15 protein-coding genes are annotated in these 14,188 nt (G+C 68.1%); 13 read left to right on the top strand and 2 right to left on the bottom strand.

Going from position 1 to position 14,188, the window contains the following annotated elements; genetic code table 11:
- Positions 1 to 35: 35 nt before the first annotated feature.
- Together Q673_RS33260 and Q673_RS33255 are read right to left on the bottom strand one after the other, a co-directional pair.
- Positions 36 to 1,238, bottom strand: a complete 1,203-nt coding sequence (locus Q673_RS33260; RefSeq protein WP_023007105.1) for a cytochrome D1 domain-containing protein — start codon at positions 1,236 to 1,238, stop codon at positions 36 to 38.
- A 27-nt stretch (positions 1,239 to 1,265) separates the two neighbouring features.
- Positions 1,266 to 1,607, bottom strand: coding sequence for a c-type cytochrome (locus Q673_RS33255; RefSeq protein WP_023007104.1), 342 nt, complete (start codon positions 1,605 to 1,607; stop codon positions 1,266 to 1,268).
- 359 nt (positions 1,608 to 1,966) lie between these two features.
- Between Q673_RS33255 and Q673_RS33250 the strand changes: the two genes are divergently transcribed.
- From Q673_RS33250 to Q673_RS33190, 13 genes are all read left to right on the top strand, one after another.
- Positions 1,967 to 3,697, top strand: a complete 1,731-nt coding sequence (locus tag Q673_RS33250; protein ID WP_023007103.1) for a nitrite reductase — start codon at positions 1,967 to 1,969, stop codon at positions 3,695 to 3,697.
- Between the two features lie 57 nt (positions 3,698 to 3,754).
- Entirely contained in the window at positions 3,755 to 4,270 is a 516-nt protein-coding gene (locus Q673_RS33245; RefSeq protein ID WP_023007102.1) for an Lrp/AsnC family transcriptional regulator, read from the top strand.
- Positions 4,267 to 4,809 (top strand): siroheme decarboxylase subunit beta, encoded by a 543-nt coding sequence (gene ahbB / locus Q673_RS33240; protein WP_023007101.1) that lies wholly within the window; start codon positions 4,267 to 4,269, stop codon positions 4,807 to 4,809. The genes Q673_RS33245 and ahbB (Q673_RS33240) overlap by 4 nt, the downstream gene beginning before the upstream one ends.
- A complete protein-coding gene (locus tag Q673_RS33235; protein ID WP_023007100.1) occupies positions 4,806 to 5,264 on the top strand; it encodes an Lrp/AsnC family transcriptional regulator in 459 nt (152 codons plus the stop codon). Before ahbB (Q673_RS33240) ends, Q673_RS33235 begins: the two co-directional genes overlap by 4 nt.
- Positions 5,239 to 5,790 carry a siroheme decarboxylase subunit beta gene (ahbB, locus tag Q673_RS33230; protein WP_023007099.1) on the top strand — a complete coding sequence of 184 codons (552 nt, stop codon included), beginning with the start codon at positions 5,239 to 5,241 and terminating at the stop codon, positions 5,788 to 5,790. Before Q673_RS33235 ends, ahbB (Q673_RS33230) begins: the two co-directional genes overlap by 26 nt.
- A gap of 18 nt (positions 5,791 to 5,808) precedes the next feature.
- Positions 5,809 to 7,026, top strand: coding sequence for a heme d1 biosynthesis radical SAM protein NirJ (gene nirJ / locus Q673_RS33225; protein ID WP_023007098.1), 1,218 nt, complete (start codon positions 5,809 to 5,811; stop codon positions 7,024 to 7,026).
- 20 nt (positions 7,027 to 7,046) lie between these two features.
- Complete coding sequence (cobA, locus tag Q673_RS33220) at positions 7,047 to 7,883, top strand: uroporphyrinogen-III C-methyltransferase (protein WP_023007097.1); 837 nt, start codon at positions 7,047 to 7,049, stop codon at positions 7,881 to 7,883.
- Positions 7,883 to 9,463 carry a cytochrome D1 domain-containing protein gene (locus Q673_RS33215; protein ID WP_081712088.1) on the top strand — a complete coding sequence of 527 codons (1,581 nt, stop codon included), beginning with the start codon at positions 7,883 to 7,885 and terminating at the stop codon, positions 9,461 to 9,463. The genes cobA and Q673_RS33215 overlap by 1 nt, the downstream gene beginning before the upstream one ends.
- A gap of 305 nt (positions 9,464 to 9,768) precedes the next feature.
- Positions 9,769 to 10,980: an NnrS family protein gene (locus tag Q673_RS33210; protein ID WP_023007095.1), complete on the top strand. Its 1,212-nt coding sequence runs from the start codon at positions 9,769 to 9,771 to the stop codon at positions 10,978 to 10,980.
- Between the two features lie 22 nt (positions 10,981 to 11,002).
- The gene (locus Q673_RS33205) at positions 11,003 to 11,389 is read left to right on the top strand and encodes a SirB2 family protein (RefSeq protein WP_023007094.1); all 387 of its coding nucleotides are present in this window, start codon (positions 11,003 to 11,005) and stop codon (positions 11,387 to 11,389) included.
- Between the two features lie 59 nt (positions 11,390 to 11,448).
- Positions 11,449 to 11,766, top strand: a complete 318-nt coding sequence (locus tag Q673_RS33200; protein WP_023007093.1) for a carboxymuconolactone decarboxylase family protein — start codon at positions 11,449 to 11,451, stop codon at positions 11,764 to 11,766.
- Between the two features lie 130 nt (positions 11,767 to 11,896).
- Positions 11,897 to 12,925, top strand: a complete 1,029-nt coding sequence (locus Q673_RS33195) for an amino acid ABC transporter substrate-binding protein (RefSeq protein ID WP_023007092.1) — start codon at positions 11,897 to 11,899, stop codon at positions 12,923 to 12,925.
- Positions 12,926 to 13,008: 83 nt separating this feature from the next.
- Positions 13,009 to 14,187 carry an amino acid ABC transporter permease gene (locus Q673_RS33190; RefSeq protein ID WP_023007091.1) on the top strand — a complete coding sequence of 393 codons (1,179 nt, stop codon included), beginning with the start codon at positions 13,009 to 13,011 and terminating at the stop codon, positions 14,185 to 14,187.
- The last annotated feature ends 1 nt before the right edge of the window (position 14,188 follow it).

Genomic DNA, 14,188 nt, shown 5'->3' with positions numbered 1-14,188 from the left:
GACTCCCCCTCCTACTCGATTGGGTGGCCGGGTTCTCAGAGCCCGATACGGTGCGCCCGGTCGGTGAAGAAGATGCCGCTGGGCGACTCGCTGTCGAGCCGTGCGACCTCCTCCAGGGTGCGGGTGTCGTAGACCACTACCCGGTCACTGTCCCGGGCCGAGACCCAGGCCTGCTCTCCCTTGGGGGTGAACTCCATGTGCAGAACGGCCTCGCCGGGGGTGAGGGTGGCGACGACCTCGCGGGACTCGGTATCGATCACCTGCACCACGTCGTTGTCGGGATGGGCGAAGTTCACCCAGATCTGGCGCTCGTCGGGGCGGCGCATCACGAAGATCGGCTGGCCATGGACCGGGATACGGTCGACCAGTGACCAGTCGTCGCTGTCGGCGACAAGCACCTCGTGGCGGCCTACCGCCGGCAGCCAGGCCTCGTCGCCGGCCAGAGTCCAGCCCTCCAGGTGGGGCATCTTGTAGACCGGCAGGCGCTCCTCGCCGCGGCCATAGTCGGGCAGGATGCGCGTGACGCCCTGCTCCGGGTGCCACAGGTCGAGCATCGCCAGGCCATCCTCGCCGAACAGCCCGGCGATATAGTAGCGCCCGTTGGGGCCGATCAGGGCGTCGTAGGGCTCCTTGCCGATATCGGTGAAGCGCGTCACCTCGGGGGTATCGCCGTGCATGTCGATCAGGTGGATCTCGCCGGCCTCGAACAGGCTGTAGACGAAGCGGTTGCCGGGGGCATCCACCAGGCCCACCACCTTGGATCGCTGCTCCTCACCCTTCTCGTCGGTCCAGATGGCGGGGATATCGGCGACTTCCTCCAGGGTCTCGCTGTCGAAGATCTTCACGCCGCCCGGCTCGTAGTTGGCCACCGCCACCAGCGCGCCATCCTGGGAGACGGCGCCGCCGATGCTGTTGCCGGACTGGATCACCCGGTGAGTGATCTCGCCGGTAAGCAGGTCGACCCGACTGAGGCCGCCATCGCGGCCGAACACGAAGGCGTAGCGGGCGTCACGGGAGAACTTTACCGAGGCGTGGGAGAGATCCCCGAGGCCCTCGACCCGGTCGAGGACGCGGCGCTCGCTGGTATCCACCACCGCCAGGCTGCCGGTGGCGCGCTCCACCACCACACCGAGGTCGCCGGTACCACGCAGCTCAGTGGTCGGGGTCGCCTGGCAGCCGGCTATCAGGGCGGCGAAGGAGAGGGCGGCGAGGGGCTTGAGAAGGGCAGGGGCGATCATGGTCACTCCTTGTGATCGGGAAGGACGTTACTCATCCAGGGGGTTGTCGTTCTGCAGGTGGTCGGCGAGCCACAGGGCCTCCTGCTCGGTCAGCAGCCCCTCCCAGCCCGGCATGGCGGTGCCCTCGACGCCGTGGAGGATCAGCGCGGCCAGGCCGTCTTGGCTGTAGGCATTCATGCGCGACCTGGGCAGTTCAGGCCCCAGGCCGCCGCGCAGGGTCATGCCGTGGCAGGAGCCGCAGTCCTGATAGAGCAGGGTCTCGAGTTCGGCCTCGCGTTCGGCGGAGAGTGGCGTCTCGGCCTGGGCGACGAGGGGCAGTGCACAGACCATGGCCAGCAGCGCGAAGCGTAGGTTAAGGGGCGGCAACATGGCGACTCCTGAGGTAAGGGCTGGGGAGAGTGTCCCTGCCCGGGCGTCGGCGCGCATTGATTGGCGTCAACGAAAGTCTCCTATGCTTGTGCTTATCAGCAAAGCCAAAAGCGCTCAATTTCCCTTTGTGGGTAGCCGTTCCGTGCTTTGATACAGGTCAATGTCTCCCCGGATAGAGGGCCTGAGAGCATTAAAGGAGCATGAATTATGCGCGTTATTGGGCCACTCTCTGCGCAGGAAGGTCATCGGCCATGTGATGCCGGCTGGCCGTCCGGCGAAGTACACCATTGAGAAATACAACAATGACTCGCCCATGTCCTGGCGACAGCGCACTCAAGGATCATGACAGAGGTGGAACGATGATGAAGAAAGACTGGTATCTCAAGCCCCTGGCCGTGGCGGTCACCACCGTCGCACTGGGTATTACCGCGGCTTACGCCCAGGATGGCAAGAAGGATCTCGACGAGACCCAGGCCGCCTATCAGGGCACCGAGTCCGCCGTGGATCCGGGCTCGGCGAAGGTGGTTCGCACCCCCGGCGCGCCGGACCTGACCGATGCGGAGTTCGAGAAGGCCAAGGAGATCTACTTCCAACGTTGCGCCGGCTGCCACGGCGTGCTGCGCAAGGGCGCCACCGGCAAGCCGCTGACCACCGATATCACCCAGGAACGTGGTATCGAGTACCTCAAGGCGTTCATCCACTACGGCTCTCCGGCCGGCATGCCCAACTGGGGCACCTCGGGCGACCTGACCGAGGATGAGGTCGAGCTGATGGCCAAGTACATCATGCACGAGCCGCCGCAGCCTCCCGAATTCGGCATGGCCGACATGAAGGAGACCTGGGAGGTGCTGGTCGCCCCCGAGGATCGCCCCACCGAGCAGATGAACGACCTGGACATCGAGAACCTGTTCTCGGTCACCCTGCGTGACGCCGGCCAGATCGCCCTGATCGACGGCGCCTCCAAGGAGATCGTCAAGATCCTCGACACCGGCTATGCGGTGCATATCTCGCGCATGTCCGCCTCCGGCCGCTACCTGTTCGTCATCGGTCGCGACGCCAAGATCGACATGATCGACCTGTGGATGGAAGACCCGAGCATCGTCGCCACCATCAAGATCGGCATGGAGGCTCGCTCCGTCGAGACCTCCAAGTTCGAGGGCTACGAGGATGACCTGGCCATCGCCGGTGCCTACTGGCCGCCCCAGTACGTGATCATGGACGGCCAGACCCTGGAGCCGAAGAAGATCGTGGCCACCCGCGGCATGACCGTCGGCGAGCAGGAGTACCACCCGGAGCCCCGCGTGGCGGCCATCGTGGCCTCCCACCAGCACCCGGAGTTCATCGTCAACATCAAGGAGACCGGCAAGGTCCGCCTGGTGAACTACGAGAACCTGGACGCCCTCTCCACCGTCGAGATCGACACCTCGCGCTTCCTGCACGACGGCGGCTGGGACGCCTCGGGTCGCTACTTCCTCACCGCGGCCAACGAGTCCAACCAGATCGTGGTGATCGATGCCCAGGAGCGTGAGCTCGAGGCGATCGTCGACGTGGGCAAGATCCCGCACCCGGGCCGCGGCGCCAACTTCGTCGACCCCGAGCATGGGCCGGTGTGGGCCACCAGCCACCTGGGCGACGCCACCATCCAGCTGATCGGCACCGACCCGGAAGGGCATCCGGACAACGCCTGGAAGGTGGTACGCACCCTGGAAGGCCAGGGCGGCGGCTCGCTGTTCATCAAGACCCATCCGGAGTCCGACAACCTCTACGTCGACACCGCGCTCAACCCCAACGAGGCGATCAGCCAGAGCGTGGCGGTCTACGACATCAACGACCTGGAGGCCGGCTACGATGTGCTGCCGATCGCCGAGTGGGCCGATGTGGGTGAGGGGCCCAAGCGCGTAGTGCAGCCGGAGTACAACCAGGCCGGCGACGAGGTGTGGTTCTCCGTGTGGAACACCATGGATGACACCTCCGCGATCGTGGTGGTCGACGACGAGACCCGCGAGCTGAAGCACGTGATCAAGGACGAGCGGCTGGTCACCCCGACCGGCAAGTTCAACGTGATCAACACTCAGAAAGACATCTACTGATCGGGACCCGGCGGCGGGCGCAAGCCCGCCGCCACCCGCCGCAAGTGAGCTGTGCCAATGCATTGCCAAGCCCCGAACAGCCAAGACCCGACTCACCAGGCCCGAAAGCTCGATGCGCTGGACCGTCGTCTGGTCGACAGCTATCAGCGTGGCCTGCCGGTCTGTAGCCGCCCCTTCCACACCATTGCCGAACGCCTGGGCAGCAGTGAGGACGAGGTGATCTCACGCCTCGAGCGCCTGCAGGACATGGGCGTGCTGAGCCGGGTGGGGCCGGTGTTCGACCATGCCCGGGCCGGCGCCAGTCTGCTGGCCGCCGTGGCCGTACCCGAGGCCGAACGCGATGCCTTCGCAGAGCTCATCAACGCCGCCCCCGGCGTCAACCACAACTATGCCCGCGAACACGACTTCAATCTGTGGTTCGTGATGACCGCACCGGACGAATCCGAGCTCGAGGCGCGGCTCGACGCCCTGGAGGCATGCCTGGGCGTGCCGATCCTGCGGCTGCCGATGCTCGAGGGCTACCATATCGACCTGTCGTTCCCCATTCCCTGGGCCGAGCTGGAGCGCGCATGAAGACCGTCGACGACCTGGAGTTCGCCGCCACCGGCGCCGCCCGCCATGCGCCCTCGGCCGAGGCCGAGCGCCGCCTGCGCGGCCTGCTCGAGCAGGGACTGCCGCTTGTCCCGCGCCCCTGGCGAACCCTGGCCGAACAGGCCGGCATGGCCGAGGATCAGGTGATGGCCTGCGTGCGCCGCTGGCAGGCTGACGGCATGATCAAGCGCCTGGGGCTGGTGGTGAAGCATCGCCGCCTGGGCATCCAGGCCAATGCCATGGTGGTATGGAACGTGCCCGACGAGCGGGTCGCCGAGGTGGGCCGCCGCCTGGCCCACGAGACCGCCGTGACACTCTGCTATCGTCGTCCCCGGCGGCTGCCCGACTGGCCCTACAACCTGTTCTGCATGATCCATGGCGCCCGCCGCGAGCGGGTCGAGGCCGAGCTTGCCGCCATCGTCGAGCGCCTGGGCCTGGGCGACCTGGAACACCGGGTGCTGTTCAGCAGCCACGCCTATCGCCAGTGCGGTGGCCGCTACGTGCGCGAGGGGGCAGCATGACCCTCGATGACCTGGACGCCATCGATCGCCGCCTGATCAATCGCCTGCAGGATGGCCTGCCCCTGGAGCCACGCCCCTATGCGGCGGTGGCCGCGGAGCTCGGCATCGCCGAGGGCGACCTGCTCTACCGCCTGGAGCGACTGCGCGAGGGCGGGGTGCTCAGCCGCTTCGGCCCGATGTACCACGCCGAGCGCCTGGGCGGCGGCCTGACTCTGGCCGCCCTGGCGGTGCCCGAGGAGGCCTACGAGCGGGTCACGGAGGCGGTCAACGCCTTCCCCGAGGTGGCCCACAACTACCGCCGTGAGCATGCGCTCAACATGTGGTTCGTGCTGGCCACCGAGACCCCCGAGGCGATCCCGGCGACCCTCGCCGGCATCGAGGCGGCCACGGGCCTGCCCGTCTACAACATGCCCAAGGAGGAGGAGTTCCATGTCCGTCTCCACCTGCCCGTCTAGGCCGGACGCGGAAGCGAGCGCCGGGCGCGACGCCCAGGGCCTGGATGCCATCGACCGTGCCATCGTGCTGGCCACCCAGGCGGGCCTGCCGCTGGTGCCGGATCCCTGGGGGGCGGTGGGCCGCGAGGTGGGTCTCGACGGCGCCGAGGTGCTGGCGCGGATGCGGGCCATGCAGCAGAGCGGCGTCATCCGCCGGGTCGCCGCGGTGCCCAACCACTATCGGCTCGGCTACGTGGCCAACGGCATGACGGTGTGGGACGTCGACGACGCCGAGATCGAACGCCTGGGCCGCGAGGTCGCCGCCATCGAGGGCGTCAGCCACTGCTATCGCCGCCCCCGGCACCTGCCCCACTGGCCCTACAACCTGTTCGCCATGCTCCATGGCCACAGCCGCGAGGAGGTCGAGCGCCAGGCCGCGGTGCTGCGCGAGCGCCTGGGCGAGGCGTGCCGCGACCACCGCATCCTCTACAGCACGCGCATCCTCAAGAAGACCGGGCTGCGCCTGGCGCGCCGCGCCCAGGCGTAACCACGACAGGAGAACGCCATGTTCCGTGTCACCCGCTACATCAAGACCCTCATGGAGCCGGGCCCCATCCCGCCCGCGCGCAAGCCACCCGGGCCGGTGGTGATCTGGAACCTGATCCGCCGCTGCAACCTGACCTGCAAGCACTGCTACACCACCTCCGCGGACATCGACTTCGCCGGCGAGCTCTCCACTGCCGAGGCGCATGCGGTGCTCGACGACCTCGCCGCCTTCCGGGTGCCGGCGCTGATCCTCTCCGGGGGCGAGCCGCTGATGCGGCCCGACATCTTCGAGCTGTCGCGTCGCTCCCGGGAGCTGGGGATCTACACCGGACTCTCCACCAACGGCACCCTGATTACCGAGGAGAACATCGACGAGATCGCCGACGTCGGCTATGACTACGTGGGCATCAGCATCGATGGCCTCGAGGAGACCCACGACGTCATCCGCCAGCGGAAGGGTGCCTTCCGAGAGTCCATGCATGCGGTGAAGCTGTGCAAGGAGCGCGGCATCAAGGTCGGCCTGCGCTTCACCCTGACCCGCGAGAACTACGAGCAGCTCGGCGATATCCTGGCCCTGCTCGACGAGCATGACGTCGACAAGTTCTACCTCTCGCACCTCAACTACGGCGGCCGCGGCCGGCGCCACAGCAAGCAGGACGCCTGGCACCAGATGACCCGCGACGCCATGACCCGGCTCTTCGACCACTGCCGCGATGAGCTCTCGCGTGGCGTGGAGCGCGAGTACGTCACCGGCAACAACGATGCCGACGGCCCCTTCCTGCTGATGTGGGCCCGGGAGCATTTCCCCGACCAGGCCGAGGCCCTGGAGCAGCGGCTGCTCAACTGGGGCGGCAACGCTTCCGGCGAGCATATCGCCAACATCGACAACCTGGGCCACGTCCACCCGGATACCTTCTGGTGGGACCACGACCTGGGCAGTGTCCGCGAACGCCCCTTCTCGGCGATCTGGCGTGATACGCAGGACCCGCTGATGGTCGGCTTCCGCCAGCGGCCGCGGCCGCTCAAGGGGCGCTGCGCCGAGTGCCGTTACCTGCCGATCTGCAACGGCAATACCCGGGTGCGCGCCTGGAAAGTCTCCGGCGACCCCTGGGAGGAGGATCCCGGCTGCTACCTGACCAACGCCGAGATCGGCGTCGCCGAGGGTGGCGAGCGCCGGATCTCCGTCCCCTATGCCTCCCCACCCCATGAGGCCATCCCGGCCGTCCAGATCCGCTGAGGCCTGCGAGGAGTATCGCCATGCCGTCACACCGCGTTTCCTATGACCTGGCCGAGGCCCCCCTGGCCCATGGCGAGGTGGCCATCATCGGCGCCGGCCCCGGCGATCCGGGCCTGCTGACCCTGCGCGCCCTGTCGCTGATCGAGCAGGCCGACTGCCTGGTCTACGACCGGCTGGTCTCCCGCGAGGTGCTGGCCCTGGCCAGCCCCCGGGCCCGGCGCTTCTACGTGGGCAAGGCCTCGCGTTGCCACGCCCTGACCCAAGACGAGACCAACGCCCTGCTGGTGCGCCTGGCCCGCGAGGGCCGCCGCGTGGTACGCCTCAAGGGCGGCGACCCCTACATCTTCGGTCGCGGCGGCGAGGAGGCCGAGGTGCTGATCGAGCACGGCGTGGGCTTCCGCGTGGTGCCGGGCATCACCTCCGCCCAGGGGTGCGCCGCCTACGGCGGCTTCCCGCTGACCCATCGCGACTATGCCCAGAGTGTCACCTTCGTTACCGGCCACTGCAAGGGGGATGGCGACCTGGCCCTGAACTGGGCCTCGCTGGCCGCCCCGCACCAGACCACGGTGTTCTACATGGGCCTGGCCAACGCCGAGTTGATCCGCCGCGAGCTGCAGCGCAACGGGCTGCCCGCGGACCATCCGGTGGCCCTGGTGGAGCGTGGCACCACCCCCGAGCAGCGCCGCGTCATCACCTGCCTGGGGGAGCTGGTCGAGACCATCGAGCGCGAGGAGCTGCGCCCGCCTACCCTGATCGTGGTGGGTGAGGTGGTGCGCCTGGCCGATACCCTGGCCCAGCCGGTGGCGGAGGAGGCGGCCTTTATCGAGGGCGAGGCCCTGGCGCAGGTGGCCCTGTGATGGCTGACACGAGACTTGCCATCTCATTGCGCCTTCTGCCCCTGCTGTTGACTACCGTCCTGGCGCTGCTGCCCGTCGCCGTCTCGGCCGAGACGGTGACCGAGACGCTCTACCGGACCCACTGCGCCGCCTGCCATGGCGAGGATCGCCTGGGGGGCCTCGGCCCGGCGCTGCTGCCGGGCAACCTGTCGCGCCTCAAGCCGGCCGCCGCCGAGGCGGTGATCCGTGATGGCCGTGCGGCCAGCCAGATGCCGGGTTTTGCCGACCAGCTCGAGGATGACCAGATCGCCTCCCTGGCCGAGTGGATCTACCGCGAGCCCGAGGTGGAGCCCCGCTGGGGGCGCGACGAGATCCTGGCAAGCCACAGGGTGCACCATCCCGACGGGACACTGCCCGACGTGCCGCGCTTCGACGCCGACCCGCTCAACCTCTTCATCGTGGTGGAGACCGGGGATCACCACGCGACCCTGCTCGACGGCGATACCTTCGAGCCGATTCATCGCTTCGCCACCCGCTATGCCCTGCACGGCGGGCCCAAGTACACCCCGGACGGTCGCCATGTCTTCTTCGGCTCCCGGGACGGCTGGATCACCAAGTACGACATCTACAACATGGAAGTGGTGGCCGAGGTGCGCGCCGGCATCAACATGCGCAACATCGCCGTCTCCGCCGATGGCCGCTACGTGATGGCCGCTAACTACCTGCCCCACAGCCTGGTGCTGTTCGATGCCCACAACCTCGACCTGATGAAGGTCTATCCGGCGGTGGGGGAGAACGGCGAGAGCTCCCGGGTCAGCGCGGTCTACGCCGCCCCGCCGCGGGGCAGCTTCATCGCCGCCCTCAAGGATATCGAGGAGGTGTGGGAGATCCCCTGGCCGCTGCCCACCGAGCCGGTGGTCTCCACCGGCCATATGGCGACGCCGCTGGCGCCGCGGCGCAGCCATGACACCCCCAACTTCCGGGTGCGGCGTATCCCGGTGCCGGACTACCTCGATGACTTCTTCTTCGACCTCGATTACCGGCATGTCATCGGCGCCTCCCGGGGCGGAGAGGGCGGCATGGTGGTCGACCTGGAGAGCGGCGAGAAGGTAGCCGACCTGCCCCTGGAGGGGATGCCCCACCTGGGCTCGGGCATCACCTGGGAACATGAGGGGCGCCGCGTGATGGCGACGCCCCACCTCACCCGGGCGGCGGTCTCGATCATCGACATGACCAGCTGGGAGGTCATCAAGACCCTCGAGACCGACGGTCCCGGCTTCTTCATGCGCAGCCACGCCAACTCGCCCTACGTCTGGGCCGACGTCTTCTTCGGCCCCAACCGCGACCGGGTGCATGTCATCGACAAGCAGAGCCTCGAGATCGTCGAGACGCTGATCCCCGAGCCCGGCAAGACCGCCGCCCACGTGGAGTTCGACCGCTACGGCGAGAAGCTGCTGCTCAGCCTCTGGGAAGACGACGGCGCGGTGATCGTCTACGACGCCGAGACCCTGGAGGAGGAGGCGCGTATCCCGATGAGCAAGCCCTCGGGGAAGTACAACGTCTGGAACAAGACCAGGTACGAGGAGGGCACCAGCCACTGAGGACAAAAGCCGACAATCCTTGCTGCGCTCGACGACCCACATGGACGTGGGAAGTGCGTTGGTTCGTCGGGAACGAACCTAGGGATCCCGGCCGCCGGCGGTACCGGAACGCCGGCCCGGTCGAATCCTCATTGAGCCGCCAGTCAACTCCGGTTGCTGCGTTCCGGCGGCGGTCAGCCTCTCTTCGCTCGCGACAGGATTGAACGGCTCTTGTCATAAGAAGCATTCTTGATACCTGTCATGGAAGTCGCGAGCCCGCAGGCGCACAATGGCGTTATCCAAGCGTCTCATACGGGTATCGCGCCATGTCCTCCTCCCGCACCAGCCACACCGCCTTCGCGCCAACCCGGCTCGCCGTGGCGCGCCTGGCCTTCCGCCCCTTCTTCCTGCTCGCCGCACTGTTCAGCATCCTCTCGCTGGTGGTGTGGCTCGCCTTCTGGCATGGCGACATCCTGCTGCGCCCCCAGGGCGGGCTGCTGTTCTGGCACCAGCACGAGATGCTGTTCGGCTTCGCCGCCGCCGTGGTGGCGGGCTTCCTGCTCACCGCGGTGCAGAACTGGACCGGGCTTGCCAGCCTCAAGGGCGGGCCGCTGCTGGGGCTGGTCGCCTTGTGGCTGGCGGCACGCGTGCTGATGGCCTTCCCCCTGGGACTGCCGGGTGGGCTGGTGGCGGCCATCGACCTCGCCTTCCTGCCGCTGGTGGCGGCGGTGATGGCCAGCCTGGTGATCCGCGCCAGGCGCTGGCGCAACCTGATCTTCCTGCCGGCCCTGGGGCTCTTGTTCCTGGCCAACCTGCTGATGCACCTGGGGGTGCTCACCGGCAAGGCCGAGCTGATCCGCCCGGCCGCGCACCTGGCGGTGCTGCTGATCACCCTGCTGATGGTGGTGGTGGGCGGTCGGGTGATCGCCATGTTCACCGCCAACCGCCTGGGGCTGACCCGCAAGCCGCCTATCGCGGCCCTCGAGTACGCGAGCCTGGGCAGCGTGATGGCGGTGGTGCTGGGCCAGCTGCTCGTCGCCCTGGGCGTGGCGCTGCCCCCCGTGCTGCTGGCCGGCCTGATGGGGCTCGCCGCGCTGGCCAACCTGGTGCGCTTCGCCCGCTGGGGCGGGCAGCACAGCTGGCGCGAGCCGCTGCTGTGGGGCCTGCACCTGAGCTACGCCTTCATCCCCGTGGGCCTTACCATGTGGGCCCTGGCGCTGCTCGCCGGCAGCCGAGCGGACGCCGCCCTGCATGCCCTGACCATCGGCGGCATGGGCACCATGATGCTGTCGATGATGGCGCGGGTCTCGCTGGGCCACACCGCGCGTCCCATCCGCTCCCTGCCGGGGATCGGTGTGGCCCTCGCGCTGATGGTGGCCGCGGCGCTGCTGCGCTCGCCGGTGCTGGCGCTCTTCCCGCAGATCACCCACTGGACCTACAACCTGGGGATCATCTTCTGGTGCCTGGCCTATGGCGTCTTCCTGTTCCACTATACGGGGCCGTTGCTGTCGCCCCGTGCCGACGGCAAGGACGGATAGCCACGCACCCGGAGCCTCGCCCATGGAACACTACTTCCTGATCAAGCACCTGCACATCACCGCCGCGACCCTGAGCCTGCTGTTCTTCATCCTGCGCGCCGTCTGGTCGGTGAGCGACGCCGAGGTGCTGAAGGCGCGCTGGGTGAGGATCGCCCCCCATGTCATCGATACCCTGCTGCTGACCCTGGGCGTGGTGCTGATGGTGATGCTCTCGCTGTGGCCCCACCAGCACCCCTGGCTCGCCGCCAAGCTGGTCGCCCTGCTCGCCTACATCGGCCTGGGCACCCTGGCGATCAAGCGCGGGCGCACCCCGGCGGTGCGGGGCGCGGCCGCGGTGGCGGCGGTACTGGTGTTCCTCTACATGCTGGGGGCGGCCATCACCAAGAGCGCGTTCTCCTGGCTGGCGTGACGACGGGCCCGGGGTCTGGCCTATACTGGGGCCACACTCATTCTCAGAAGGAACATGGCATGTCGAAACAGGATCTCCCTTCCGGCGCCGGCCAGGTGGCCGAGCATTATCCCGAGGTGTGGGACGCCTATGCCGAGCTGGGTCGTGCCGTGGCCGAGAGTGGCCCGCTGGACGCCCGCACCCGGCGCCTGGTCAAGCTGGCCCTGGCGGTGGGCGCGCGCTCCGAGGGCGCCGTCCACTCCCATGCCCGCCGTGCCCTGGAGGAGGGGGAATCCGCCGAGGCCCTCAAGCAGGTCGCCATGCTCTCCATCCCCACCCTGGGCCTGCCCCGCGGTGTCGCGGCGCTGACCTGGATCGAGGACATCACCGAGAAGTGATCGCGTCGCCTGGATGACGCGGGATTAGGGACAAGCGTTTAATCGCCTTGTTGGCGACGCGACTCCCGGCTCTGCTAGGTTCGAAGCTGCTGCATCGGTAGCTGATGATCCAACAGACCGGGAGTCTTTCATGCGTTACAACAACAAGATGCTGTGGTCCCTTCCTGCCCTGGCCCTCGGCCTGGGGCTCTCCGCCCAGGCTTCTGCCGCCACCCTGGACGAGGTGAAGGAGCGGGGCGAGCTGCGCTGCGGGGTCAACGTCGGCCTCTCCGGCTTCTCCTCCCCCGACGAGAACGGCACCTGGCAGGGGCTGGACGTGGAGACCTGCCGCGGCATCGCCGCCGCCGTGCTGGGCGACCCGGAGGCGGTCTCCTTCACCCCGCTCACCGCCAAGGAGCGCTTCACCGCGCTGCAGTCCGGCGAGATCGACGTGCTGTCGCGCAACACCACCTGGACCGCCACCCGCGACAACTCGCTGGGGCTCAACTTCACCGCCACGACCTTCTATGACGGCCAGGGCTTCATGGTGGCCAAGGACCTGGGCGTGGAGAGCCCCGACCAGTTCGACGGTGCCTCCATCTGCATCCAGTCCGGCACCACCCACGAGCTCAACCTGGCCGACTACTTCCCCTCCCGGGGCATCGAGATCCAGACCGTCACCTTCGACACCCCCGACCAGACCGCCCAGGGCTTCGCCAGCGGCCGCTGTGACATCCTGACCTCCGACACCTCCCAGCTCAGCGCCTTGCGCCTGCAGCTGCCGGAGCCGGACAGCGTCGAGATCCTCGAGACGCTGATCTCCAAGGAGCCGCTGGGGCCCGTGGTGCGCCAGGGTGACGACCAGTGGTTGGATATCGTGCAGTGGTCGATCTTCGCCATGGTCAACGCCGAGGAGCTGGGGGTGACCTCCGAGAACGTCGACGAGATGCGCGAGGACGCCCCCAATCCCCAGGTGGCGCGCCTGCTGGGCGTGGACGGCAACTATGGCGAGCAGTTGGGCATCAGCAATGACTGGGCCTACAACATCGTCAAGCACGTGGGCAACTACGGCGAGGTGTTCGCCGCCACCGTGGGCGAGGACTCGCCGATGCAGATCAGCCGCGGCATGAACGCCCTGTGGAACGAGGGCGGCATCCTCTACGCGCCGCCGGTGCGCTGAGGCCTCCCGACACCTGAACGCGAGACGGCACCGCGCGGCCTGGCCGCGCGGTGCCTCCCTGGGTAGGTCCACGAGGTTTCGACATGCTGCGTTCTTCCTCACGGGAGCGGGGGCCGCTGTGGCGCGACCCCGCCTTCCGTGCCCTGCTGGTGCAGGGCATCCTGCTGCTGGCGCTGGTGGCCTTCATCGTCATGATCGTCGCCAACACCCTGGCTAACCTGGAGGCCCGGGGCATCACCACCGGCTTCGGCTTCCTCAACGAGCGCGCCGGCTTCTCCATCCCCCAGACGCTGATCGCCTACTCCGGCGACAGCACCTACGGCCGCACCTTCCTGGTGGGGCTGCTCAACACCCTGCTGGTCTCCGCCATGGGCATCGTGGCGGCTACCCTGATCGGCTTCCTGGTGGGCATCGCCCGGCTCTCGCCGAATTGGCTGCTGGCCCGGCTGGCCACCGCCTACGTGGAGATCTTCCGCAACATCCCGCTGCTGGTGCAGATCCTGTTCTGGTACTTCGCCGTGCTCCAGGCGTTGCCCAGCCCGCGCGGCAGCCTCTCCCTGATGGAGGTGGTGTTCCTCAACGTGCGCGGCCTGGTGCTGCCCGACCCCCAGGCACAGCCGGGGTTCGCCGCCACGCCCCTGGCGCTGCTGGTGGCCATCGCCGCCACCTGGTGGCTGGTGCGCTTCGCCAGGCGCCGCCAGGCGGCGACCGGGCAGGCGCTGCCGGTGTTCAAGCTGGGGGCCCTGCTGCTGATCGGCCTGCCGGCGGCGGCCTTCCTGGCCACCGGGATGCCGCTGACCTGGTCCATCCCGGCGCTCAAGGGCTTCAACTTCCAGGGCGGGATCACCGTGATCCCCGAGCTGATGGCGCTGTGGCTGGCGCTCTCCATCTACACCGCCTCCTTCATCGCCGAGATCGTGCGCTCGGGGATCCAGTCGGTGCCCCAGGGGCAGGTGGAGGCGGCCAAGGCGCTGAGCCTGCCCGCCGGCATCATCCTGCGCAAGGTGGTGATCCCCCAGGCGATGCGGGTGATCGTGCCGCAGCTCACCAGCCAGCACCTCAACCTGATCAAGAACTCGTCGCTGGCCACGGCCATCGGCTACCCCGACCTGGTGGCGGTGTTCTCCGGCACGGCGCTGAACCAGACCGGTCAGGCGATCGAGATCGTGGCCATGACCATGGCCGTCTACCTGCTGATCAACCTGGTGGTGTCCGCGCTGATGAACCTCTACAACGCGCGCACCCTGCTCAAGGAGCGGTGAC

The sequence above is a fragment of the Halomonas sp. PBN3 genome, from assembly GCF_000475415.1.
Classification (GTDB): Bacteria; Pseudomonadota; Gammaproteobacteria; order Pseudomonadales; family Halomonadaceae; genus Halomonas; species Halomonas shengliensis.
Note: the sequence above shows the minus strand (reverse complement) of the source record. Positions and strands in the feature narration are given on the sequence as shown.

What these genes read in the sequence shown, in the direction of transcription:
- Q673_RS33210 (WP_023007095.1), top strand. Translation starts at nt 9,769, where the DNA reads ATGTCCTCCTCCCGCACCAGCCACACCGCCTTCGCGCCAACCCGGCTC.
- Q673_RS33215 (WP_081712088.1), top strand. Translation starts at nt 7,883, where the DNA reads ATGGCTGACACGAGACTTGCCATCTCATTGCGCCTTCTGCCCCTGCTG.
- Q673_RS33235 (WP_023007100.1), top strand. Translation starts at nt 4,806, where the DNA reads ATGACCCTCGATGACCTGGACGCCATCGATCGCCGCCTGATCAATCGC.
- Q673_RS33255 (WP_023007104.1), bottom strand. Translation starts at nt 1,607, where the DNA reads ATGTTGCCGCCCCTTAACCTACGCTTCGCGCTGCTGGCCATGGTCTGT.
- Q673_RS33200 (WP_023007093.1), top strand. Translation starts at nt 11,449, where the DNA reads ATGTCGAAACAGGATCTCCCTTCCGGCGCCGGCCAGGTGGCCGAGCAT.
- Q673_RS33245 (WP_023007102.1), top strand. Translation starts at nt 3,755, where the DNA reads ATGCATTGCCAAGCCCCGAACAGCCAAGACCCGACTCACCAGGCCCGA.
- Q673_RS33205 (WP_023007094.1), top strand. Translation starts at nt 11,003, where the DNA reads ATGGAACACTACTTCCTGATCAAGCACCTGCACATCACCGCCGCGACC.
- Q673_RS33195 (WP_023007092.1), top strand. Translation starts at nt 11,897, where the DNA reads ATGCGTTACAACAACAAGATGCTGTGGTCCCTTCCTGCCCTGGCCCTC.
- Q673_RS33190 (WP_023007091.1), top strand. Translation starts at nt 13,009, where the DNA reads ATGCTGCGTTCTTCCTCACGGGAGCGGGGGCCGCTGTGGCGCGACCCC.
- Q673_RS33260 (WP_023007105.1), bottom strand. Translation starts at nt 1,238, where the DNA reads ATGATCGCCCCTGCCCTTCTCAAGCCCCTCGCCGCCCTCTCCTTCGCC.
- nirJ (WP_023007098.1), top strand. Translation starts at nt 5,809, where the DNA reads ATGTTCCGTGTCACCCGCTACATCAAGACCCTCATGGAGCCGGGCCCC.
- ahbB (WP_023007101.1), top strand. Translation starts at nt 4,267, where the DNA reads ATGAAGACCGTCGACGACCTGGAGTTCGCCGCCACCGGCGCCGCCCGC.
- ahbB (WP_023007099.1), top strand. Translation starts at nt 5,239, where the DNA reads ATGTCCGTCTCCACCTGCCCGTCTAGGCCGGACGCGGAAGCGAGCGCC.
- cobA (WP_023007097.1), top strand. Translation starts at nt 7,047, where the DNA reads ATGCCGTCACACCGCGTTTCCTATGACCTGGCCGAGGCCCCCCTGGCC.
- Q673_RS33250 (WP_023007103.1), top strand. Translation starts at nt 1,967, where the DNA reads ATGATGAAGAAAGACTGGTATCTCAAGCCCCTGGCCGTGGCGGTCACC.